Annotated in this window: 24 protein-coding genes; 12 read left to right on the forward strand and 12 right to left on the reverse strand. The window is 59.9% G+C overall.

Features of this window, described 5'->3' with window-relative positions:
• Positions 1 to 76 precede the first annotated feature (76 nt).
• The 5 genes from RIB87_RS07300 to RIB87_RS07320 form a co-directional block, all read right to left on the reverse strand.
• Positions 77 to 850: a methyltransferase domain-containing protein gene (locus RIB87_RS07300; protein WP_350145057.1), complete on the reverse strand. Its 774-nt coding sequence runs from the start codon at positions 848 to 850 to the stop codon at positions 77 to 79.
• Positions 847 to 2346 (reverse strand): ATP-binding protein, encoded by a 1500-nt coding sequence (locus RIB87_RS07305; RefSeq protein WP_350145059.1) that lies wholly within the window; start codon positions 2344 to 2346, stop codon positions 847 to 849. Before RIB87_RS07305 ends, RIB87_RS07300 begins: the two co-directional genes overlap by 4 nt.
• A gap of 80 nt (positions 2347 to 2426) precedes the next feature.
• A complete protein-coding gene (locus tag RIB87_RS07310; protein ID WP_350145061.1) occupies positions 2427 to 3854 on the reverse strand; it encodes a dihydrolipoyl dehydrogenase family protein in 1428 nt (475 codons plus the stop codon).
• A gap of 11 nt (positions 3855 to 3865) precedes the next feature.
• Entirely contained in the window at positions 3866 to 4672 is an 807-nt protein-coding gene (locus tag RIB87_RS07315; RefSeq protein WP_350145063.1) for a TVP38/TMEM64 family protein, read from the reverse strand.
• Between the two features lie 37 nt (positions 4673 to 4709).
• Positions 4710 to 5606 carry a DUF547 domain-containing protein gene (locus tag RIB87_RS07320; RefSeq protein ID WP_350145065.1) on the reverse strand — a complete coding sequence of 299 codons (897 nt, stop codon included), beginning with the start codon at positions 5604 to 5606 and terminating at the stop codon, positions 4710 to 4712.
• 366 nt (positions 5607 to 5972) lie between these two features.
• Between RIB87_RS07320 and rpmH the strand changes: the two genes are divergently transcribed.
• From rpmH to RIB87_RS07350, 6 genes are all read left to right on the forward strand, one after another.
• Positions 5973 to 6107, forward strand: coding sequence for a 50S ribosomal protein L34 (rpmH, locus tag RIB87_RS07325; protein WP_350145067.1), 135 nt, complete (start codon positions 5973 to 5975; stop codon positions 6105 to 6107).
• A 57-nt stretch (positions 6108 to 6164) separates the two neighbouring features.
• On the forward strand, positions 6165 to 6533 hold the full coding sequence (rnpA, locus tag RIB87_RS07330; RefSeq protein ID WP_350145069.1) for a ribonuclease P protein component: 369 nt from the start codon (positions 6165 to 6167) through the stop codon (positions 6531 to 6533).
• A 53-nt stretch (positions 6534 to 6586) separates the two neighbouring features.
• Positions 6587 to 8458 carry a membrane protein insertase YidC gene (gene yidC, locus RIB87_RS07335; protein ID WP_350145071.1) on the forward strand — a complete coding sequence of 624 codons (1872 nt, stop codon included), beginning with the start codon at positions 6587 to 6589 and terminating at the stop codon, positions 8456 to 8458.
• A gap of 13 nt (positions 8459 to 8471) precedes the next feature.
• Positions 8472 to 9131 carry a ribosome biogenesis GTP-binding protein YihA/YsxC gene (gene yihA / locus RIB87_RS07340; protein WP_350145074.1) on the forward strand — a complete coding sequence of 220 codons (660 nt, stop codon included), beginning with the start codon at positions 8472 to 8474 and terminating at the stop codon, positions 9129 to 9131.
• Between the two features lie 123 nt (positions 9132 to 9254).
• Positions 9255 to 10148 carry an acetylglutamate kinase gene (gene argB / locus RIB87_RS07345; protein ID WP_350145076.1) on the forward strand — a complete coding sequence of 298 codons (894 nt, stop codon included), beginning with the start codon at positions 9255 to 9257 and terminating at the stop codon, positions 10146 to 10148.
• Positions 10149 to 10197: 49 nt separating this feature from the next.
• Positions 10198 to 11151 carry a DUF1036 domain-containing protein gene (locus RIB87_RS07350; protein ID WP_350145079.1) on the forward strand — a complete coding sequence of 318 codons (954 nt, stop codon included), beginning with the start codon at positions 10198 to 10200 and terminating at the stop codon, positions 11149 to 11151.
• 21 nt (positions 11152 to 11172) lie between these two features.
• Here RIB87_RS07350 and RIB87_RS07355 read toward each other — a convergent pair whose 3' ends face one another.
• Complete coding sequence (locus RIB87_RS07355; RefSeq protein ID WP_350145082.1) at positions 11173 to 12435, reverse strand: DUF2336 domain-containing protein; 1263 nt, start codon at positions 12433 to 12435, stop codon at positions 11173 to 11175.
• Positions 12436 to 12585: 150 nt separating this feature from the next.
• Between RIB87_RS07355 and RIB87_RS07360 the strand changes: the two genes are divergently transcribed.
• The 5 genes from RIB87_RS07360 to murI all read left to right on the forward strand — a co-directional run bounded on the left by RIB87_RS07360 (position 12586) and on the right by murI (position 16862).
• Complete coding sequence (locus RIB87_RS07360) at positions 12586 to 13290, forward strand: pyrimidine 5'-nucleotidase (protein ID WP_350145084.1); 705 nt, start codon at positions 12586 to 12588, stop codon at positions 13288 to 13290.
• A gap of 92 nt (positions 13291 to 13382) precedes the next feature.
• Positions 13383 to 14225, forward strand: coding sequence for a 2,3,4,5-tetrahydropyridine-2,6-dicarboxylate N-succinyltransferase (dapD, locus tag RIB87_RS07365; RefSeq protein WP_350145086.1), 843 nt, complete (start codon positions 13383 to 13385; stop codon positions 14223 to 14225).
• The gene (gene dapE, locus RIB87_RS07370; RefSeq protein ID WP_350145088.1) at positions 14222 to 15442 is read left to right on the forward strand and encodes a succinyl-diaminopimelate desuccinylase; all 1221 of its coding nucleotides are present in this window, start codon (positions 14222 to 14224) and stop codon (positions 15440 to 15442) included. Before dapD ends, dapE begins: the two co-directional genes overlap by 4 nt.
• 2 nt (positions 15443 to 15444) lie before the next feature.
• Entirely contained in the window at positions 15445 to 16047 is a 603-nt protein-coding gene (locus RIB87_RS07375) for a hypothetical protein (protein ID WP_350145090.1), read from the forward strand.
• Between the two features lie 2 nt (positions 16048 to 16049).
• Complete coding sequence (gene murI, locus RIB87_RS07380; protein WP_350145092.1) at positions 16050 to 16862, forward strand: glutamate racemase; 813 nt, start codon at positions 16050 to 16052, stop codon at positions 16860 to 16862.
• A gap of 9 nt (positions 16863 to 16871) precedes the next feature.
• Here murI and truA read toward each other — a convergent pair whose 3' ends face one another.
• The 3 genes from truA to def are packed head-to-tail and all read right to left on the reverse strand — an operon-like array spanning position 16872 to position 19070.
• Positions 16872 to 17612, reverse strand: coding sequence for a tRNA pseudouridine(38-40) synthase TruA (gene truA, locus RIB87_RS07385; protein WP_350145095.1), 741 nt, complete (start codon positions 17610 to 17612; stop codon positions 16872 to 16874).
• Positions 17612 to 18544: a methionyl-tRNA formyltransferase gene (gene fmt / locus RIB87_RS07390; RefSeq protein ID WP_350145097.1), complete on the reverse strand. Its 933-nt coding sequence runs from the start codon at positions 18542 to 18544 to the stop codon at positions 17612 to 17614. The genes truA and fmt overlap by 1 nt, the downstream gene beginning before the upstream one ends.
• Positions 18545 to 18551: 7 nt before the next feature.
• Complete coding sequence (gene def, locus RIB87_RS07395; RefSeq protein WP_350145604.1) at positions 18552 to 19070, reverse strand: peptide deformylase; 519 nt, start codon at positions 19068 to 19070, stop codon at positions 18552 to 18554.
• Between the two features lie 107 nt (positions 19071 to 19177).
• Between def and RIB87_RS07400 the strand changes: the two genes are divergently transcribed.
• A complete protein-coding gene (locus RIB87_RS07400) occupies positions 19178 to 20317 on the forward strand; it encodes a DNA recombination protein RmuC (RefSeq protein ID WP_350145099.1) in 1140 nt (379 codons plus the stop codon).
• Between the two features lie 29 nt (positions 20318 to 20346).
• Here the strand turns inward: RIB87_RS07400 and recR are convergent, their stop codons facing one another.
• The 3 genes from recR to RIB87_RS07415 are packed head-to-tail and all read right to left on the reverse strand — an operon-like array spanning position 20347 to position 23120.
• Positions 20347 to 20952, reverse strand: coding sequence for a recombination mediator RecR (gene recR / locus RIB87_RS07405; RefSeq protein WP_350145102.1), 606 nt, complete (start codon positions 20950 to 20952; stop codon positions 20347 to 20349).
• Positions 20953 to 20961: 9 nt separating this feature from the next.
• On the reverse strand, positions 20962 to 21279 hold the full coding sequence (locus RIB87_RS07410) for a YbaB/EbfC family nucleoid-associated protein (protein WP_350145104.1): 318 nt from the start codon (positions 21277 to 21279) through the stop codon (positions 20962 to 20964).
• The gene (locus RIB87_RS07415) at positions 21279 to 23120 is read right to left on the reverse strand and encodes a DNA polymerase III subunit gamma/tau (protein WP_502943228.1); all 1842 of its coding nucleotides are present in this window, start codon (positions 23118 to 23120) and stop codon (positions 21279 to 21281) included. Before RIB87_RS07415 ends, RIB87_RS07410 begins: the two co-directional genes overlap by 1 nt.
• Positions 23121 to 23123: the final 3 nt, after the last annotated feature.

A 23123-nucleotide genomic window follows, 5' to 3' on the forward strand; every position in this document is an offset into this window, starting at 1 on the left:
GGCCGGAAAATCAAGAAAGCCAAGGGTCGCAGACCACGCGCTTGGTTGCAATGCACCATAGGCCGGCGGCCGGGCTTTAAAGCGCAGCCACAATGAAAATGCGTTTGAACGCAAACAGCGTGGTCCCATCAGGCTCGCGCGGATAGGCATCTGCAAGTTTGTCCCGGTACAGGCCCACAAAATCATCGCGTGCGGTGCCGTGCAGGGCTGATGTAAACGGCATGAGCGCAGTTGCGCTGGTCCATGCCAGCACCGCATCGTCGCCGCTCAGAACCTGTGTGTAGGTGGTTTCCCAAATGTCGGTGCGCGCGACAAGGGGCGCCAGCATCCGGTGATACACCTGCGGCGCTGCGACGGGATCGTGACGCACAAGCGCTGCAAGCGACGGATCGCCCGTCGCCGCGCACCACTCGGTAACCGTATCGCGCAGCAGCGTATGGCTGGGTGCATCGAAATTACGCGGCATCTGCACCGCCAATACGCCACCGGGAGCAAGCTGCGCCACCATCCGCGCGAAAAGCACATCATGGCGGTCAAGCCATTGCAGCGCGGCGTTGGAAAAAATCACGTCCGGCGGACAGGCGGCTTTCCATGTATTGATATCCGCTTCAAGCCAGTCTGCCGAAACGCCGGATGTTTGAGCCCTCTCAAGCATCTCAGGCGAGCTGTCCAGGCCTGTCAGGGTGGCATCCGGCCAGCGGTCCGCCAGTAAAGCTGTCGAATTGCCCGGTCCGCAGCCAAGGTCAACAATCGTGCGCGGTGCTGCATGGCGCACACGGGCCAGAAGCTCGATGGCCGGCCGTGTTCGGTGGTCGTCAAAGGCCAGATAGATTTGTGGATCCCAACTCATGCGCCGGATTTAACATCCAGCGCCCCGGCGAAACCACCGCGCACGGCTGCATGACTGCCATCAGGTCCGCCACCTTCTGGCGGCAGATAAATGTGGAAAACCGTGCGGCCGGGGCGTGTTTCGTGCAGCTTGATGGTGCCGCCGTGGGCACGCACCAGATCAGCGGCCACAGCCATGCCAAGACCAGTGCCACCCTTGCGTGCGCTGCCAGTAAATGGCTCGAACAAATGATCGCGTGCGGTCTCTGACAGGCCGGGGCCGGTATCTGCGATCATCAGCCGCCCGCCGCCATCAACCATCTCGCAGGCAATGGTAAGCGTGCCGCCATCCCCGTCCGTATCGTCCATCGCCTGCACCGCGTTGCGTGCCAGATTAAGCAGTACACGGAACATCTGATCCGGGTCAGCGAAAATGGTTTCAGATGGATCAATGTCAATATCCGTCCTGATGCGCGTCTGTTCGGCGGGAAGCACGGCTTCCGCCACTTCATCTGCCAGCGCTTTGAGCAATATATGCTGCTTGCGCGGCGGTGCCTCTTCCGCCTTGCCGAACTTCATGGTGTCGGTCGCCAGTGCAATGGCACGGTCAATTGAGGAAAACAGACGCGGCGCGAGCTTTTGCACCTGCGGATCATCAACACCACTCAGGCGATCTGAAATAAGTTGAGCGCTTGCCAGAATGTTGCGCAGGTCGTGGTTGATCTTGCTCACTGCCGTGCCCAATGCGGCAAGCCGGGTTTTTTGGCGCAATGCCTGGCGAATATCGCCCTGCATTTCGGCCAGTTCGCGCTCGGCAGTGCCAATCTCGTCGCGCCGCCCGGAGGGCACCATCACGCGCGAGGCATCCTCCGGGTACTGACGGAACCGCACCATGTTCTCCGACATGCGCATCATCGGCTGCACAAGCACACGGTTGAGTGCCAGGAAAACCAGCGCGGCCGTAATAACAGAGATGAAAATCGACAGCGCCAGGATATTGCCGGAAAAAGCAACCAGCGCCTGCCGCAGCGGAGCTTCATCAATAACAATTTCAATGAACTCGCCGCCGCCAAACCGCGGCTCGGCAGCAACCGCAATGGTCCGGTTGCCACCAAACAACAATGTGTCGAATGCATCCATGATCAGCGTTAGCGGCCCGGCGGTGCGCAGGTCAAAGCGCGCTGCCACCATGCCGGGCATCGGGCTTGCCAGCAGCAGTTCGCGGCGGTTGTCTCGCTTGAGCGCCACAGCCTTTACCTCGGCGTTTTGCAACAGCTCCGCTTCAAGCTCCGGCATCACGCCCTGTTCAGCGGCGGCCTCCACAGCCAGCGTGGCAAGTTGCGCCGCATTCACCCGGTCCATCAGCCAGTTGGCGCGAAAATTGGCAATCGACGGGACATAGATCAGCACTTCCGCGATCATCACAAACAAAACGGTGAGCACCAGAAGCTGTGCTGACAAGCGTCGCGCCAGCCAGTTGGGTAGCGCCCGGCGCAACCGCGTTGATGGACGTGTCACAGGGAGGGGAAGAGTGTCTTCTCCCGTATTGTGTGACGTCTCATCCGCCATTTATGCACCACCTCCACGCAGGCGTTGTTTCAGCCAAACAGCCGCATCAGCAGCCGAACCACAAAGCGGGTGCGCGGGCTGTACAGCGTGCCGGTATAGTAGGAGCCTGCCGCGCGCTTGGACACTTCCGTCATGGTCGGGTAAGGCGCAATGAATTGCGCCATGGTGCCTATCTTCTGCTTCTGACCAACAGCCAGAATCCATGGTGCCAGCAGGTCTCCCGCACCGGCTCCCACAATCGACGCGCCGATCACAACACCCTTGGGGTTGGTCATCACCTTGATGAGGCCTTCGGTGCGGCGCTCTGCTTGTGCGCGGTCATTCTCGTCGAAGCCCCAGTGCAGCACGCGCGCCTTGTCGCCATGTGCGTCACGGGCCTGCGCTTCAGTCAGCCCCACATGCGCCATTTCCGGGTCCGTGTAGGTCACCCAAGGCACAGCCGAATGGTCAGCCTTCGCAGGCAACTTGAACAACGCATTGCGGATGACAATGCCTGCGTGATAGCCGGCCACATGCGTGAATTGCAGCCCGCCGGATACATCGCCAATGGCAAACACTTTCTTGTTGGTGGTGCGCAGACGCTCATCCACGGTGATGCCACGGCGGCTGTACTCAATGCCGGCCTTTTCAAGTTCAAGCCCGTTTACGTTGGCGGCACGCCCAACTGCCAGCAGCAGATGCGACCCTTCGACATTTTGCTCTCGGCCATCCTTTTCAAAGACCACCCGAACGCCGCTATCAGCTTTTTCAATACGCTGAACCATGGCGTTCTCACGCAAATCAATGCCTTCTTCCACCAGCCGCCTTTTGACGATGGCCGTAAGCTCCGGGTCGTCCTTGCCCAGCGCCGTGCCGCCTTCCAGCGTGGTCACTTTCGCACCCAACCGCCGGTGCGCCTGGCTCATTTCCATGCCGATCGGCCCACCACCGATCACAATCAGATGCTCCGGCAGAACTTCATTGTCGAAGATGGTTTCGTTGGTAAAGAACGGCACGCTGTCGAGGCCGGGGATCGGCGGCTCCATCGGGCTGGACCCGGTGGCCACCACAATCCGCCTGGCAGTGATTTCCGTCTCACCCGCCACAACCGTGCGGGCATCCTTGAACTTTGCAAACTCACGAATGACCGTGACACCCAGACCTTCAAACCGTTCCTGACTGTCGATCGGGGCGATGGTGGCAATCACGTCCTTGACGTGGTCATGCACCTTCTTGAAATCCACCTGCGGAACAGCAGCCGCAATGCCAAACGCCTCGGAGTGGCCAAACATATGCGCGTGCTTGCCTGCCGCCAGCAACGCTTTTGATGGCACGCAGCCATAGTTCAGGCAGTCGCCGCCCATCTCACCAGCCTCGATCAGCACCACCCTGGCACCCATCTGTACCGCGCCTGCAGCCACCGACAGCCCGCCTGAACCTGCTCCAATAACGCAGATATCTGTTGAGATCTTTTTCATGTGACGTGTCCTTAAGAGGCGTTTTTGCGGTCGCGGATGCGGCGGATGGCAACGGGGATCAATGCGACCACACCCAGCGCTGCAAAAGCGAGGAGTATTTCAGGTGTCAGGAGTGAACCGGGATCAAGCGCAAAGCTGCACCCGCCGTCGGTACCTTGTGCAGCAACACATGCATCAAACGACGCCTGCTGCGCTTCAATGATTGAGTCAAGGCCCGCTCCCACAAAGGCAAAGGCGAATGTGCCGGGAATGATGCCCACGAATGTGCCGATTGCGTAAGTGCCAAGGCCCACGCCCAGAACGGCAGGCGCAAGGTTCACGAGCCAGAATGGAAAGGCGGGGACCAGTCGCAGGAACAGCAGATAAGACAGCGCATCTTTCCGAAATCCGTCGCGCAGCTTTTCAAGCCACGGCCCGGCCCGCGCGGCCAGCGGCTCACCAAAAGATGTTTTGGCAATGAGGAAAATGATCGTCGCGCCGATGGTGGCTCCGATAACGGCCACCAGCCCGCCCAGCCACGGCCCGAACAGAAAACCGCTGGTAATGGTCATCAGAGCGCCACCGGGCAGCGACAGCGCAACCACCACCACATAGATGCCAATGAAGGCAAGAATGGCGACCAGAATGTTGGCCGCAACAAAGCCCGTAAGTGCTTCACGGTTCTCTGCTACCGTCTGCAATGAAAGATACGTATGCAGATCAAAATAGAACGCCAGCGCGATGAGGGACGCCAGAATGATAAGTGGCAGCGAGCGCCCAAGGCTGAAGCCCTTTGTCCCTTGGGTCTTCTTATTGTCCGTTTCGTTGTTGTCAGTCATCGCGTTGTCCCCCGCAGATGAGAATATGAAAAAGAGCCTAGCTGTCTGACCCTTCCGGTGCGTTTGCCGTGTCGTTGAGTGACCAGTCATAGGCATAGCGGATGCGGCCTGTATGGGCCCTGAGCTTTTTGGCAAGCGCCGGTTTGGCGTGCTGCGCAATACTCTCAAGCAGTTGGGCGTTTGAAGAGCCAAAGTCCTTGCCGTACCAGTCGTAGATCTTCGAGATGGTCAGCCGGTCGCCATCAAACGAAACACCGCGCGGATGATTGACATAGCCAACGGCCGCCGCCTCAAGCATCGCTTCCAGTGTTTTGCCGGTGAAAGGCTTCAGTGCCAGGTTCGGGCAGCCATAGGATGCGCAGTTGACGGCGTAATGCACGCGCGGTTCATCCCACACCTTGCGCAGAATATCGTGCTCGATGTTGTCCAGCGACAGGTCTTCGCCCTCAACGGTCACCAGCTTCTTGCCCCATGGACCGGTGGAAAACAGACCCGGTGAAATGCCAATGTCGCGGATCGAGGCGACCGGGTAGTGATCCAGGATAACCTCTACTGTCACCGCGTTATACAGATTGACCCAAAAAGCGTATTGCTCGTCGCGGTTGAGCGCCGACACCTTCGTGTCCTGAAGCAGGTCAATATATGCGCTGAGCTTTTGACTATCTGCCTTGTTGGCGCCCAACGCTGCATAATCCACACGCGTCAGCCCGTCGCTGGAGGCTGATACATAGGTGGACAACAGGTCTGCCCACCCGCTGTGGTCAACGGTTTTTGTGCTCATGGCATCGTGGCCTTTGAAAATGTCGGCAAGGTCGGCGGCATCGGCTGGCTTGGGCCCGGCAAGCAGGGCTATCGCCAACACAACCATGCCGGTGACGAGGGTGAAAGCTCTCCCCATATACGGGGCCTCATGCATCATGGATGGAGCGGGCATCGGGTTTGATCCTTCGCGGAGGTGTGCAAAGCATAGGGGGTATGCGTGTCGCGCCCTAACTGGCCCATGTAACCGGTCTGTAAAACCCCGCATCGCGCGCTTGTGAACGGGCGTTCCCTAAAGTGAAGTACGTATGCAGTCTTTGCGCGTCCATGGCTGCGAAACCAGCAGCCATTGGTGGCCGACTGATTGACAAGCCCCTGCAGCTTCCTTAAAACCCGCCGCTTACAGCGGTTGGGCATGTGTCCAACGCCCGCTGGCCTGCGCGCGGCGCTTAATCTGCTCGCGTGCGGCAAAAATTGGCGGTTGTGCCCGCCCATCGTGAATTTTCCCCGATTTTCGGGGCTAAGACCGGAGTTTTATGCCGTGAAACGCACATTTCAGCCAAGCCGCCTCGTGCGTAAGCGCCGTCACGGCTTTCGCGCCCGCCTTGCCACCAAGAATGGCCGCAAGGTGCTGCAGCGCCGCCGCGCCAAGGGCCGCAAGGTGCTTTCTGCCTAAAGGCAAAGCCCTTTTTGGCTGATACCGGCCAATTTTGGCATAACGTCGGATCAAAAAATGATTGAGCGCCTGACGCGCCGGGCGGATTTTCTCAAGGCCGCCCGCGCCAGACGTGTGGCCATGCCTGGTCTGGTGATGCAAATGCGCGCCCGGCCCGAAGCGCCTGAAGCCCCTTTTCGCATCGGCTTTACCGTCACAAAAAAGGTTGGCAATGCGGTTGTCCGCAACCGCGCCAAGCGTCGGCTGCGCGCGGCAGCGGATGCGACACTGCCACGCTATGGCCTTCCGGGCCGTGATTATGTAGTTATCGGGCGTGCTGGCACGCTCACCCGGCCGTTCGCCCTGCTGCTCACCGATTATGAGCGGGCACTGGCAAAGCTGCATGGGGGCGCCAAGGCCCCGACTGCACACATATCGCCTGTCTGAAAACTGTCTGATGACCCGTCATCCCCTCATAATGCACGAGACGCACAACGCCGATGACCGACGAAAATCGTAATTTTATCCTCGCCGCTATCATGTGCGTCGCCGTCCTTGTGGGCTGGCAGTACTTTTTCATTACGCCGCCTGATCCCGCAGCGGACCGCCAGACTGCCGGCCAGAGCGTCGATCCCGCATCCGGCGAAAGCGTTTCGGCAGGCACTGCGGGCACAGCCCCCGTCCCCACAAATGACATGGCCGGTGTTGCAGGCTCGGCCCCAGTTGTTGATGAGCCCGCCGCATTGCCCGGCGGTGCTGCTGCCCGTGCCGTGCTGCCGCGCGCACTTGCCCTTGAGCAGTCACCGCGCATCATTCTGGACAGCCCGCGCGTTGACGGGTCGATCTCACTTGTAGGTGCGCGCATTGATGATCTGCAGCTCAAGCAGTATCGCCAGACGGTTGACCCCACGAGCCCGGAAATTGTGCTGCTGTCGCCGCGTGGCTCCGAGAGACCGTACTACGCCGAGTTTGGCTGGACAGCGCCTGCATCTGCCGACGTAACGCTGCCAAAAAGCGACACGCTGTGGACGGCTGAAACATCCAGCACACTGACGCCGCAAACGCCGGTCACGCTTGCCTACAACAACGGCGAAGGCGTCATCTTCCGCAAGACCATCTCGCTCGATGACAAATACATGTTCACCATCGAACAGACGGTGGAAAACAACACCGGCGAAGCTCTCACGCTTTTCCCCTATGGCCTGGTTGCCCGCACAGGCACGCCGGAAACCGAAGGCATCTGGATTTTGCATGAAGGCCTCATTGGCTATTTTCCGGATGCGGACGGTTTGCAGGAGCTTGATTACGACGACCTGCAGGACACAGGCGCCCTGCGCTCCCGCACGTCCGGCGGCTGGCTCGGCATCACCGACAAATACTGGATGACGGCACTGGTGCCAGACCAGTCCACGGAAAGTCGCGTGTCGTTCTCAGACACACCGGTGCGGGGCCAGGATGTGTATCAGGCTGATTTCCTGCGTGACCCGTTGGTGGTACCCGCAGGCGGCACGGTGACGGCCACTGACCGGCTCTTTGCCGGCGCTAAAGTAGTCGAGATCGTGGACGGCTACGAGGCGCAGTACGGCATCACCAACTTTGAACTCGCCATCGACTGGGGCTGGTTCTACTTCATTACCAAGCCGCTGTTTCTGGCGCTGCTTTATATTCAGGGCATGGTCGGCAACTTCGGTGTGGCCATCCTTGTGCTGACGGTTCTCATCAAGCTCGTTTTCTTCCCCCTTGCCAACACGTCCTACGTGGCCATGAGCAAGATGAAAAAAGTGCAGCCGGACATGATGAAAATCCGCGAGCGCTTTGCCGACGACAAGCAAAAGCAGCAACAGGAACTGATGGAGCTGTACAAGCGCGAGAAGGTAAATCCGCTTGCAGGCTGCCTGCCCATCCTGATCCAGATTCCGGTGTTCTTCGCGCTCTACAAGGTGCTGTTTGTTACCATCGAAATGCGCCATGCGCCGTTCTTCGGCTGGATCAACGATCTGTCGGCACAGGACCCCACATCGGTTTTCAACCTGTTCGGCTTGATCCCGTGGGATACGCCTGCCTTCCTCACCATCGGCATCTGGCCGGTGCTGATGGGTGTCACGATGTATCTTCAGATGAAGATGAACCCGGCACCGACGGATGAAATCCAGCAGCAGATTTTCCGCTGGATGCCGATCATCTTTACCTTCGTTCTGGCAACATTCCCTGCCGGTCTGGTCATCTACTGGACGTGGAACAACGCCCTGTCGATTTTGCAGCAATACATCATCATGCGCCGTCAGGGTGTGTCGCCTGAATGGGGTCAGGACTTTGAGTGGCTGACCAAGCGCATCAAGGCGCGTACCGGCGGCGGCAAAGACGCCTCCTGAGGAAAGCGGTTTGATGGCGAACAGCGACGAGGCAGAAGCCGCCCGGCTGACTGAAGCAGGCCGCCTGCTGTTTGCTCAGCCCGTTGCGTTCGTCAAAGGCGTGGTCAACGTGGATGGCTTGCCCCCCGGCGACCGGCCTGAGTTTGCCTTTGCCGGACGCTCCAACGTGGGAAAATCAAGCCTCATCAACGCGTTGACCAACCGCAAGGACCTGGCACGCACATCCAACACACCCGGCCGCACCCAGGAAATCAATTTCTTTGCACTTCCCGCTCAGGATCCTGACAGCGTCTATCTGGTGGATTTGCCGGGCTATGGGTATGCCCGCGAAAGCAAATCGAAAGTCCGCACCTGGACATCGCTCATCACCCGCTATCTGGCGGGGCGCGCATCCCTGCGTCGGGTCTTTGTGCTGATCGACAGCCGCCACGGCGTCAAAGCCAATGATGAGGAGATTTTCACGTTGATGGACACCGCCGCCGTGTCCTACCAGGTGGTGCTTACCAAGGCCGACAAGCCAAAACGCGACGAGCTTGAAGCCGTAATTGCAAAGACCGAAGAAATCATCCGTAAACATGTGGCCGCATTTCCCCAGGTGCTGGTGACAGCGTCGCGCACGGGTGCGGGGCTGGAAGACGTCCGCTCTGCGGTCGCGCAGCTACGCGAGCATTAACGTCCTTTAAGCATCGCCTGTTGGCCGAACGCGGTGTGTTTCGCTATAGAAAGACAGCGGTCGTCCAGAAAACCGCCCGAAACGAACAAACCAACCCGGACCCAGATGGCGGACATCCGCGCAATGACAGACAAAACCGCTGAGGAATGGCTTGAAAAAGCCCACATCCTTTCAGAAGCGCTACCCTATATGCAGCGCTACGAGAACGAAGTGGTGGTCGTGAAATACGGTGGCCACGCGATGGGCGACGCCCTTTTGGCGGCGCAGTTTGCCCGCGACATTGTGCTGCTCAAACAGGTCGGCATCGACGTGATCGTTGTGCATGGCGGTGGCCCGCAGATAGGGTCCATGCTTGAGCGACTGGCCATTGAAAGCGAGTTCAAGGGCGGCCTGCGTGTGACCGATGAAGCCACCGTTGAAGTGGTTGAAATGGTCCTGTCCGGCAAGATCAATGGCGAGGTCGTGACCGCCATCAATCAGGCGGGCGGCAAGGCTGTGGGTCTGTCCGGCAAGGATGGACGGTTGATCGTCGCCAGCAAGGTCACGAAAACCGTGCGCGATACCGACAGCAACATCGAAAATGTTCTCGATCTTGGCTTCGTCGGTGAACCGGCGCAGATCAATCCGGATGTGCTCAAGGTTCTGCTCGGCTCCGACCTTATTCCGGTGATTGCGCCCATAGGTGTGTCCATTGAGGGTGACACATACAACATCAACGCAGATACAGCCGCCGGGGCCATCGCTGGCGCACTCAACGCCAAGCGCTTGCTGATGCTGACAGATGTGCGCGGTGTGCTGGACAAAGACGGCAATCTCCTCACCAACATCACGCCCGCAGACGCGCAGCGGTTCATCGAGGATGGGACAATATCGGGCGGCATGATCCCCAAGATCGAAACCTGCCTTGCGGCGCGCGCGGCGGGAACCGAGGCGGCCGTTATTCTTGATGGGCGCGTCCCTCATGCGGTGTTGCTGGAGCTGTTCACCGAACACGGTGCGGGGTCACTCATTGGCTAGGGCTCTCCATATTGGCGCTGCTGCTCTGGCATTTTTCCTCTGTGCACTGATGATATCTGCCCCTGCACACGCTGCGCTGGAGTTCTGCAATCGCTCCAGCTATCTGCTCGACGCGGCAAGCGCGCAGGAGGTGGAGGGCGGCTGGCGGGTCAGGGGCTGGGTCAAGCTTAATCCCGGCCAGTGCAGGGAGGTGGTGTCCGGCGCGCTTGGTGAGGGCGAGTATTTTGCCTTCGCCCGCACCCGGCAGGCTCATGGGGCAAGCCGCCGACTCACATCCGGTGACCGGATGCTGTGTATTGATACCGGTGATTTTGATTTTGTCAGCGCTAACGGCTGCACGCAGCGCGGTCTTCAAAAAGTAGAGTTTGCGCGGATAGACACCCAGGGCAGGGCCGAGTGGACGGCAACATTTGCGGAAAGTGGCAACTTTGATAACAAGCGCGCCCGTATTGCCGGCGCCCAGCGTTTGTTGCGCGAACTGGGCTATGAAGCCGGCGCGGTAGATGGTTTCTCAGGCGGCCGCACCACGCGCGCTATCAAGGAGTTTCAGGCCGCAAACGGCCTCGCGGCATCAGGTGAGGTGAACGCCACGCTTTTTGCAGCGCTTGAGGCGGCGGGCGAACGTCGCCAGCGCCGCAGCGGCTTTCACTTTTGCAACGACACCCAGCTTCTTGTTTGGGCGGCCATCGGCTACCGCCAGTCTGACGAATGGCGCTCGTCGGGCTGGATACGTGTGCCTGCAGGCAACTGCGCACCCGCCATGACAAGCGCGCTGGATCAGCCGGTATATTATGCGTATGCGGAAGCTGTGGGCGAAAATGGCGAGATAGCAACCCGCAACAGCGTACCGCTGGTGTGGGGTGGCGACAGAACATTCTGCACCAAGCCCACGCGATTTTTCATCGGCGGACGTACCAACTGCGCGGCCCGCGGCTATGATGAAGTGCCGTTTCAGGAAGTGGATGTGTCGGGCGCTGAAACCTACACCATGCGCCTTCGCTAGCCTTGCGTGCTAACACAGGCTTTATGCAGCAAGCCCGAAATAGTCGAGCAGCCGCGTCATCTCTTCGTCACTCATGGGAAAGTCACTGCCCCCGCGCGCAGGCAACAACGCCGGCGGCGTGAGATGCATCACATGTGTCTGGATCAGAACCGAAACCCGCATCGGCAAACGCGCACGCCACACCAGCGACGTCACAGCCTTGCCGTTGCCCGACGCCAGCACCCGGCGCACATCGGCAAGACCAAGCCCTGACAACATCGTCAGTGCCAGCGCCACCTGCTCGCCTAGTCCGGCTTCAGCTGCCTCTGAAACAAAGCCTGCATCGAGGCGGCCCTGCTCGCGGGCGCGCTGAACAATCTTTGCCGCTGTGGCCTGCGTCTGCGATTCAGGTGTTTTCTCCAGCCGGTCATGCAGGCGACCTGAGAGCAACCGCCTTGTTTCGTCATCAAGACCCAGCCTGTCTGCCAGCCCAAAAAGCAGATCCCGGCCCACAAACTGTGCAATGCGGCGCACGGCGCGGATCGAGAGATCAGGACGCATGGTGATCGGCGCGTGCCACTGCGCCACTTGTTCGGCGTTTCGCACAATCTCTTCCATTGTGCTGGCTCGTATCTGTGCGCTTGGGTTGGCAAGCAGGGTGGCCACGGCGGGAATATCCAGTGACGCCACCACCTCGTCGGAAACATCAGCGCTCAGGGTATCGCGCCCGGCAATCGCTTCGATCACGCCGGTGATCTGTGTTGTGGCAATCAACTCAATAAGGTCCGCATCGCTTAGCAGTGGCGAATAGCGCAAAACAGGTCCGCATACGGATAGCTTATTGTCATGAGCGAGCAGCCGCACAACATCGCGCGGCACGAAAGTGGACGACTTTATCTCTTCTGCGAGAATGGCCCGCACACGCGGTTCCTGGTCGCGGGCAAGCTTTTCAATCAGATCTATCGTCTGGTCGCGTAGCTGCTCTGTGGCATGTTTTGAAAGATCAGGAAGCAGCCGCGCAATCTTGCCTGCGAGTTCAGCGCGCACGCTTTCTTCGTCGTCGTCGGCAAGGTTCTGGTTGGCCTGATGCGGTGTTGTGGGATTTGCAGCCACAAGCGCACGGGTAGGCGTGTCGTCGTCGGATGCCAGAAAATACAGCATCTCCGGCTCAAGGTCATCGCGTGCCGCAAGCGCCCTGCGTGCCCTCGTGTCTTTTGACTCCAGCAACGTGCGGGCTTCCTCATAGGCCAGCGCCTCGCGCGACTGCGCGTTAGGGCCGGTAAGCCGCTTGAGAAAGTCCAGCATCTGGTCGTGCCTCTGAGTAAACCCACGGTCTTCTGCAAGACTAGCGGGACGTGCCTAATGGGAAATTAACCTCCCCGCCGCCGTCAGAATCCGCATGAAACGCCTCGACACCAGTTGCCAAGTGGCAGGGCGCGCGCCACATTCGTGTGCATGACAGACACACTCACATCCTTGGCGGCAACCATCAGCCACCCTGAGTTCGACCATGTGGACGCGTGGATTTTCGATCTCGACAACACGCTCTACCCTGCGCATTGCAACCTGTTTGCCCAGATTGATGAGCGCATGGGGTCGTTCATTGCCAAAGAGCTGCAGGTTGACCGGGTCGAGGCGCGCCGTATCCAGAAGAAGTTTTATGTTGAACACGGCACGACGCTGGCAGGCCTGATGGCCGAACACGGCATGAAGCCCGGCCCGTTTCTCGATTACGTTCACGACATTGATCTTGCCGTTGTGGAGGAAAGCAAAGCGCTGGACGAGGCTCTTGCCCGGCTGCCGGGAAAACGTTTCATCTTTACCAACGGCTCGCGTCGACACGCGGAAAATGTTGCAGGTAAGTTGGGCGTGCTGAACAGGTTTGACGCCATCATCGACATTGCGGCGTGCGATTTTGTGCCGAAACCTCATGCGGATGCATTTGGTCGTTTTCTCGGCCACTCAAGCGCCAACGCTCGAAAAGCCGCCATGTTTGAAGATATTGCCCGTAATCTGGAAGTGCCCCATCAGCTTGGTATGCGCACCGTATGGGTGCATACCGGCGAGGAATGGGCCACGGAGAAAGCTCATCATGGCAGCGATGGCGAACACGTCCACCATGTTACAGACAATCTTATCGGCTTTCTCGAAGCGCTTTAGGCTGTTGCCGCCCGCCACGGCTTGACTGGAAACGGGCGGCGGCTATCGTGCCCGCGCATCCCTTGAATCTGCCCAAAAATGAGACCTCACCCATGAGCCTGGACCTCGCCGCCACCATCAACGCAGCCTTTGACGCCCGCGACACCATCAACACGTCGACCCGTGGCGAGGTGCGCGACGCTGTGGATCACGCGTTGCTGGCGCTCGATAGCGGCAAACAGCGCGTGGCTGAAAAACAGGGTGACACATGGGTGGTGCATGAGTGGCTGAAAAAGGCCGTGCTCCTGTCATTCCGCCTCAACGACATGGCCCCCATCGAAGGCGGCCCCGGCGAGGGCACCACCTGGTGGGATAAAGTACCCAGCAAGTTTGAAGGCTGGGGCGACAACCAGTGGCGCGCAGCAGGTTTCCGCGCCGTGCCCAACTGCACCGTGCGCCGCTCGGCCTATATTGCGCCCGGCGTAGTGCTCATGCCTTCGTTCGTCAATCTGGGTGCCTATGTGGACTCGGGCACCATGGTGGACACCTGGGCCACCGTCGGCTCCTGCGCTCAGATTGGCAAAGATGTCCACATCTCGGGGGGCGCCGGCATCGGCGGCGTGCTGGAGCCGTTGCAGGCAAGCCCTGTGGTCATCGAGGACAACTGCTTTATCGGGGCCCGCTCCGAAGTGGCCGAAGGCGTGATCGTGCGAGAGGGTTCCGTTCTGTCCATGGGCGTGTTCCTCGGCCAATCGACAAAAATCATTGACCGCGCCACGGGTGAAATCTTCATGGGCGAGGTGCCTGCCTATTCAGTTGTGGTGCCCGGCTCATTGCCCGGCAAGCCACTTCCTGACGGCACGCCAGGCCCAAGCCTCTATTGTGCTGTCATCGTCAAGCGCGTGGATGCACAAACGCGCTCCAAGACCTCCATTAACGAGCTGTTGCGCGATTGACCGGCAACCCCACCAGCATCAACCCTGTCGAGTTGGCGGCCGCGCTTATCCGCTGTCCCAGCGTCACGCCCGCGGAAGGCGGCGCGCTCGATCTGCTTGAAAAGACACTCAGTAACCTGGGCTTTGTTTGCCATCGCTTGCCGTTTGAAGAGGCGGGCGAGGACCGGGTGGATAACCTCTACGCCCGCATTGGCACGTCAGCGCCCAACCTCTGCTTTGCAGGGCACACGGACGTTGTGCCCGTGGGTAGCTCTGCTGACTGGCAGGTTGGCCCGTTCGATGGACGCGTCGAGAACGGCATCGTGTGGGGCAGGGGGGCCGCCGACATGAAAGGCGCCATCGCAGCCTTTGCATCCGCCGCATCACAATATGTGAACGCCAACAGCAGCAATGGTGGCAGCAACGCGGGTTCCATCAGCTTCCTCATTACCGGCGACGAAGAGGGCCCCGCCGTCAATGGCACCATCAAGATGCTGGACTGGCTGGAACGCCACAATGAGAAAATTGACCATTGCGTTGTCGGCGAGCCCACCAATCCGCACGCGCTGGGCGACATGATAAAGATCGGCCGCCGCGGCAGCGTCAATTTTGTCATTACCGCCACCGGCAAACAGGGCCACGTCGCCTATCCACACCTGGCGGACAACCCGGTGCCGCATCTGATTGCCGCCCTTGGCGCGCTGAACGCTCTGGAACTCGATCAGGGTACAGATCACTTCCAGCCGTCAAACCTTGAAGTGACCACGGTTGATGTTGGCAACGAAGCAACAAACGTTATTCCGGCATCCGCTCGTGCGCGCGTAAATATCCGCTTCAACGATCAGCATACGGGTGCAAGTCTGGTAGCGCTGATTGAGAAAACCGTGGCTGTTGCGGCCCGTGAGCGCAACGCGACCCTTAAGGTGACAAGCACAATTTCAGGCGAAAGTTTTGTAACGCAGCCCGGCCCCTTTGTGGAACTTGTTGCAAGGTCCGTTGAAACCATCACGGGCCGCACTCCCGATCTGTCCACGACCGGCGGCACCTCTGACGCGCGTTTCATCAAGAACCACTGCCCGGTGCTGGAGTTCGGCCTTGTGGGCGAGACCATGCACAAGGTGGATGAGCGCGTTCCCGCCGCCGATATTGAAAAACTGGCCGCAGTTTATCACGCTGTCATTGAAGGCTATTTTGCCAACGCGGCGGAGTTTGCCGCCGAACGCGCACAGCGAGGCTAGCCATGCCGACATTCGCCGAAGCCCGCAGCACGCTTGAAGGGTCCATCGCCATTGCCCGGCGAGACCCCAAAGCAGACCGGTTTTTTGATCTGTCGGCGGACGCGTTCTGGCGCTCATTCGGGGCGATCATGTTCATCGCGCCGGTCTATCTCATTTTCGTGCTTGCAGAAGCGCGCATGGCGGCTGAACTCGTCACCGAGCCGGCAGCACCGCTCCCCGGCATGGGCGTGCTTCTGGTGTCAGAAATGGTGACACTTGGCCTCGACTGGATAGCGTATCCGTTGGCAATGTACTTCATTACACGGCAGTTCGGGCTGGGTGCACGGTTTGTTGCCTACATCATTGTGTACAACTGGTCGTCGCTTCTGGTGGCGCTCGTCATGGCACCGCCCTTCCTGCTTTATGCGGCAGGGTTCTTGCCTGCCGAGTTGACGGTTCTTCTCAACCTCATGACGGTCATTGCCGTGCTGTGGTATCGCTGGCTGCTGGCGACCGAGATTCTGGGTGCGCCGGGAATGACAGCAGCAGGTTTTGTGGCCCTCGATGTTGTGTTGAGCCTGTTCATCAATTTGAGCATTGCCGCCGCGCTCGTCAGCCCGGCCTGACCATGCCAGACCCGCGCCCGATCGGCGTTTTCGATAGCGGCGTCGGCGGTATCACCGTGCTGCGCGCGATCAAGGACCTTCTTCCTGCCGAAAACCTGATTTATCTGGGCGACACAGCCCGCCTTCCCTATGGCACCAAGAGTGCGGACACGGTTGTGCGTTATGCGTCGCAGGCCGCCCGAAAGCTGATCGCGCAGGACGTCAAGTTGCTGGTGATTGCGTGCAACACCGCAAGTGCGGTGGCGACATCCGCCCTTGCTGGCCAGTTCGCGCCCGTGCCGGTTATTGGCGTGGTGGAGCCAGGGGCGGAAGCAGCTGTTGCCGCCAGCCAAACCGGCAATATCGCGGTGATCGCCACGGAAGGCACCGTGCGCGGCGAGGCATACCCGCGCGCCATCAACGCCCGCGCCCCAACCGCAAAAATTGTGCAGGCATCGGCAACCGTGTTCGTGGCACTCGCAGAGGAAGGCTGGACATCAACTGCCGTCACACGTGAGGTCGCCCGTGCCTATCTCGCGCCGTTGTTCTCAGGGCCTGAAAAGCCAGACACGCTGGTGCTCGGCTGCACGCATTTTCCAGTATTGCTGGACGCCATCCGCGCCGAACTTCCCGCCGGCGTGGCGATTGTCGATTCAGCCAGCACGACAGCGCAGGCTGTGGCTGCTGCACTCAAAGATGGTTCCGCCGCCCCGGCAAACCAGAAAGGCGCTGTAAGGTTTATTGCAACTGATGGACGGGAGCGCTTTGCCCGCGTCGGCCGCATCTTTTTCGGCAATGAAATAGACGCCGACGCGGTCGAGTTAACGGACCTTTAGCGGCGCGGGTCAGTCATAATCAACCCGCATCAGATAAAGCCCGTCAGCGGGTGCAACTGCGGCACAGCGTGACCTGTCTCGCGCCTCAAGCGCCCGCTGCACATCACGCGGCGTCATCTTCCCTTCACCCACTGCCTTGAGCGTTCCTGCAAAAGACCGCACCTGACTGTGCAGGAATGAGCGCGCCCGCGCGGTGATGACAATCGCGTCCGCCTCACGGCGCACATCCAGGGCATCCAGCGTCTTGACCGGTGACGCTGCCTGGCACTGGGCGGCGCGAAAAGTCGTAAAATCGTGTTGGCCAACCAGAAGCTGCGCTGCCTCGTCCATCGGTGTCACGTCCAGCGGCACGGCAACCTGCCATGCGCGATGCCGGTCAACTGTCAGCGGCGCGCGCCGGTTGATGATGCGGTAGAGATAATGCCGCCGCGTGGCAGAGAACCGTGCGTCAAACCCGTTGTCCACAGCCTGCACAGCAATGATTGCGACCGGCTCAGGCTTGAGATGAAAGTTCAGCGCATCCCGTACTGTATTGGCATCAGTGTCGCGGGCAATATCTATGTGCGCCACCTGTCCAAGCGCATGAACACCTGTGTCCGTACGCCCGGCCCCGGCCACGGTCACCCGTTCGCCGCAAAACCTGTGGACGGCATCGGCAATCGCATCCTGCACACCGCGCCCGTTGTCCTGCTTCTGCCAGCCCACAAAGGGTGTGCCATCATACTCAATGGTAAGTTTATAGCGCTGCATCAGACAAGCTTCGTACCAGCAGGCACAGAAAACCCACGCAAAAACTCGTCCGTCTGCTGAACACCTTTGCCCGCACGCTGAACCTGCACAAGCTGCAACGCGTCTGTACCGCAAGCGATGGTCAGCCTGTCGTCAAGGGCTGTACCTGCACCGCCTGATCCTGAAACGGGCGTTGCCCGCAGCACTTTCACACGCGTCGGTTTGCCGTCCTTTACAATCTCGCACCACGCACCGGGAAAGGGTGACAGGCCGCGAATGTGGCAATCAAGGGCGCTCGCCGACAAAGACCAGTCAATGCGCGCCTCGGCCTTGTCTATCTTGTGGGCGTAGGTCACGCCCTGCGCAGGTTGTGCGGTCGCTTCCAGCGACCCACGCTCAAGTGCTGCCAGTGCCCGCACCATGAGGCCGCCACCGATGAGCGACAGCCGGTCGTGCAGCTCGGCGGCGGTGTCCGTGGGCCCAATCTCCACGCGCTCCACCAGCAGCATGTCGCCGGTATCAAGTCCCGCATCCATCTGCATGATGGTGACACCTGTCTGCGTGTCACCCGCCATGATGGCACGCTGAATGGGGGCGGCTCCCCGCCAGCGTGGCAGCAGGGACGCATGAATGTTGAGGCATCCAAGCCGGGGCGCATCCAGTATCGCCTGCGGCAAAATCAACCCGTAGGCCGCAACCACGGCGCAATCCAGATCGAGCGCTGCAAAGGCTTGCTGCGGGTCTGTTTTTTTCAGTGAAAGGGGCGTGCGCACGTCAATGCCGTGCGATTGAGCAAACGCATGTACCGGCGACGGTGTTTGCGCCATGCCGCGCCCGGCCTTGCGCGGGGGCTGGGTATAGACGGCCACCACGTCGTGCCCTGCCGCAAGCAGCTCGGCCAACGCAGGCACAGAAAAATCCGGGGTGCCCATAAAGGCAAGGCGCAGGGTCATTGGCCCCTCACGCGGGTTCAGCGAGCTTCTTCGCCTTGGCCAGTTTTTTAAGCACCATGGAGCGCTTCACCCGCGACAGGTGATCGACAAACAGGATGCCTTCCAGATGGTCCATCTCGTGCTGAATGCAGGTGGCCAGAAGCCCGTCACACTCAATTTCGCGCAGCTCGTTTTGATAATCCAGAAACTTGACGCGGCACGTGGCGGGTCGCTCCACGTCCTCATAAAACTCCGGCACCGACAGGCAGCCTTCTTCATAGGTCACCATTTCATCAGTGGTGGGAGTGATTTCAGGGTTAGCAAAGTACATCGGCTGCGGCTCTTCTCCGTCCCGCGCCAGATCAATGACAATCACCCGCTTGGGCACGCCAATCTGGATCGCCGCAAGCCCGATGCCTGGTGCCGCATACATCGTCTCCAGCATGTCATCCATCAACGCGCGAACGCTGTCGTCCACCTTCTCAATGGGCGCTGAAACCTGCTTTAGCCGGGCGTCCGGCGCAGTAATGATCTTACGAATGGCCATGAGCGGTGAGATAAGCGAGCCTGCGGGAGCCGTCAACCTGAACGCCCGCGCTATACTGTAAATGTGTACCGCCGATTCTCCCGCCGTTTTGAAGGGTTTTCCTGCCGATGGATATGGTTCTGGTCATTGCTGCAAGCGTGGTTGCCGTCCTGCTTTTGGCAATTCTGGGCGTATTGGTGCTGCGCCGCCCTTCCACAAGCAGCGCGGATGAAGCGGCGGCGCGGGCTGCTGAAATCCAGCAAAAAGCTTTCGCCAGCCTGATGGAGACCCAGTCACATCTTTCCGGTCGGCTGGCCGCCATGGCGGATGCACAGGCCAAGCGCGAAGCCGAACTGACCCGCACACTGAACGAGCGTCTGGATGCCGTTTCCAAACGGCTGGGGGACGGACTTGAAGACAACACCAAGAAAACCAGCGAGACCCTCGGCACCCTGAACACCCGCCTTGCGCTGATCGACGAAGCCCAAAAGAAGCTCGGCGAACTGTCCGGCCAGATGGTGGGCCTGCAGGATATTCTGGCCAACAAGCAGGCACGCGGTGCGTTTGGTGAAATCCAGTTGCAGGATCTGGTAAGCGCCGCCCTGCCGCCATCGGCCTATGCGTTTCAGGCCACGCTCTCCAACAAGGCGCGTGCCGATTGCCTGATAAAACTGCCCAACCCGCCCGGCTCCATCGCGGTTGATTCAAAGTTTCCGCTGGAAAGCTACCGCGCGCTGGTGGACGCCAAGACCGAAGACGAAAGCACCAGGGCCAAGCGGTTTTTTCGCGACAGCATGCTCAAGCACGTCAACGACATTGCAGCCAAATACATTGTGCCCGGCGAAACCGCCGATTCAGCCCTGATGTTTTTGCCGTCAGAAGCGGTCTATGCCGAGCTGCATGCCAACTTCCCCGCAACCGTAGAAGCCAGTTTCAAATCCAAGGTGTGGATCGTGTCGCCGACAACACTCATGGCCACGCTCAACACCGTGCGCGCCATTTTGAAAGATGCCCAGATGCGCGAGCAGGCCGGCGTCATTCAGGCGGAAGTCGGGAAGATGCTGGAAGATGTGGGTCGGCTTGATGGCCGGGTCTCAAAACTCAAGACACACTTCTCGCAGGCTGAAGATGATTTACGTCAGATCGGCATCTCCACCGATAAGATCACTCGCCGTGGAGACCGCATTACGGAGCTTGAGCTTGGAGATGACGACGAGGCGGAAGTGCTTGAGCCCACGCCGCCGCAGTTGAAGTTGTCAGGCGGATAGGGCCTGCCGCATATCCATCCAAACGCCCCTTAAAAAGGCCGCCGGGCTTTCATGGCGGCCGCCAGCGTGCCGTCATCCAGATAGTCCATCTCGCCGCCCACAGGCACGCCGTGTGCCACCTGGCTGATGCTGGCCCCGTAGCTTTGCACCTGATCCGTAATGTAATGTGCCGTCGCCTGGCCATCCACGGTTGCGTTGAGTGCCAGCACAATCTCGCGCACGTCTCCGCCTGATATGCGGTCAACCAGTCCGGCAATGTTCAGATCATCGGGGCCAATACCATCAAGCGCAGACAGCGTGCCGCCTAACACATGATACTGACCGGAGTTGGCGCCCGCACGTTCAAGCGCCCACAGGTCCGCAACGTGTTCGACCACGCAGATGACGCCCGCATCGCGCCGCGTATCGGTGCAGATGGAGCAGGGGTCTTTCGTATCCATGTTGCCGCAGGTGCTGCATGTCAGCACATGGTCGGCCGCCTGGCTGATGGCATCCGCGAGCGGGCGCATCAGTGTTTCTTTCTTGCCGAGCATTTGCAGGGCCGCCCGCCGTGCCGAGCGCGGCCCAAGCCCGGGCAGTCGCGCCAGAAGCTGGATCAGCCGCTCAATCTCAGCGCCTGCGCTGTGTCCTGACATGTCCGGTGCCTAAAGTGAGAAGCCGGGCGGCAGGGCAATGCCGCCGGTGACCGCTTTCATCTCGTCCTGCAGCTTTGCGTCCAGTTTTGCCTTTGCATCCGTGTGGGCTGCCACCAGCAGGTCTTCCAGAATCTCGGCTTCGTCAGGTACCATCAGGCTGGGGTCGATTTTGACGCCGCGCAGTTCACCCTTGCCCGCCAGCGTGACTGTGACCAGTCCACCGCCGGATGACCCTTCCACTTCAAGTGCTGCGACTTTTTCCTGCATTTCGGCCATGCGGGCCTGCATTTCCTGAGCCTGCTTCATCAGGCCGCCAAGGTTTTTCATCAGATCAAATCCTCTGTATCCGGATTATCATCACCGTCAGTCGGCGCGGGTGACGTGGCTGCTTCAGCCGCAGCATCCGCGGCAAGGTCACGTACCTCAATGATTTTCGCCCCGGGAAATGTCTCCAGCGCTGCCTTGACAAGTGGCTCCGCGCTTATGGATGCCATCAGCGCATCTTGCGCATCGCGCCTAGCTTCAGCGATGGTGGGTTGGGCGACCGGGGCATCCTGCCTGGCCTGCGTCACGAACCAGCGCTCGTTTGTCCAGCTTTGCAGCTTGGCGGAGAGTTGCTGGATAACGCTGCTGTCGCCCTTGAGCACAGCAAGTTCAATACGTCCCGGAGCAAAGGCTACAAGCCGAACATCATGCTCAAGGGCATTTTGCAGCATCACGTCACGCTTGTTCTCGGCAAGCGCCACGACGTCTTCAAACCGCTTGAGTTGAATACGTGGAGGCAACTCCTCCTGGGGTGCCGTTTGGACGCCCGTCTGCGCCATTCTGGAAGCCGACTGCGGTGCTGACGAGCCGACGCTGGCGGTTGGTCTGGCTCCTGTCGGCATCATTGCAGATGTGCGGCCGCCATCTGCAGCCTGCGTACCCGCAGAACCGCCCGCGCCAGCGGACGTTGGCGCATTCTGCAGCTTCTTTATCAGTTCGTCCGGGGTTGGAAGGTCAGCCGCATAGGCAAGCCGCACAAGCACCATTTCAGCCGCTGCCAAAGGCCACGGCGCGCGCTCCACTTCACCCAGACCCTTGAGCAGCATTTGCCATGTGCGCGCCAGCGACTTGACCGACAGCGTGGCCACCATGTCGGTGCCGCGCTTGCGGTCCATGTCCGAAACGGTTTTGTCGTCGGCGGCAGCATCAACCAGTTTCAGCCGGGTCAGCCAGTGCGTCAGTTCCGCCATGTCAGATATGACCACGGCCGGGTCAGCACCATCCTGGTATTGCGCGGTCAGTTCGCCAAGGGCTGACGCCACATCACCCTTCATGACGTGCTCATACAGGTCGAACACCCGGCCTCTGTCCGCCAGCCCCAGCATGGCCCGCACGCTGTCGGCTGAAATTGTCTCGCCTTGTGTGCCGTGTGCAATGGCCTGATCCAGCAACGACAGGCCGTCACGTACAGAGCCTTCAGCAGCGCGCCCAATCAGCGCCAGTGCCCCGTCATCGACACTCACGCCTTCCTTGCCCGCAATGTTTGCCAGATGCTGGCTCATGGCTTCCGTATCAAGCCGGCGCAGATCAAACCGCTGGCACCGCGAGAGCACCGTCACTGGCACCTTGCGGATTTCTGTGGTGGCAAAAATAAACTTCACATGTGCGGGCGGTTCTTCAAGCGTCTTCAGCAGCCCGTTGAAGGCCGCGTTCGACAGCATGTGAACTTCGTCGATGATATAAACCTTGTAGCGCGCTGACGTGGGCGCATAGCGCACACTTTCAATGATCTCGCGAATGTCGCCGATGCCGGTGCGCGAGGCCGCATCCATTTCCAGCACATCCTGATGGCGTGATTCCATGATGGCCTGGCAGTTGATTCCAGGCCCCGGCATGTCGATGGTCGGCCCGTCAAACCCATCGGCTTCATAGTTGAGGGCGCGCGCCAGAATGCGTGCAGTGGTTGTTTTGCCAATACCGCGCACGCCGGTGAGAATAAACGCGTGCGCAATGCGGTTGGTGGCAAACGCATTGTGCAGGGTGCGCACCATGGCGTCCTGGCCAACAAGATCGTCAAATGTCTGAGGGCGGTACTTGCGCGCAAGCACCTGATATTCGACAGGTGCCGCTGGCGCTTTGGCCTCACCGCCCAGCAGGTCGAAGCCGCCATCCTCCGCTGTCATGCC

The sequence above is a fragment of the Pyruvatibacter sp. genome, assembly GCF_040219635.1.
GTDB lineage: Bacteria > Pseudomonadota > Alphaproteobacteria > CGMCC-115125 > CGMCC-115125 > Pyruvatibacter.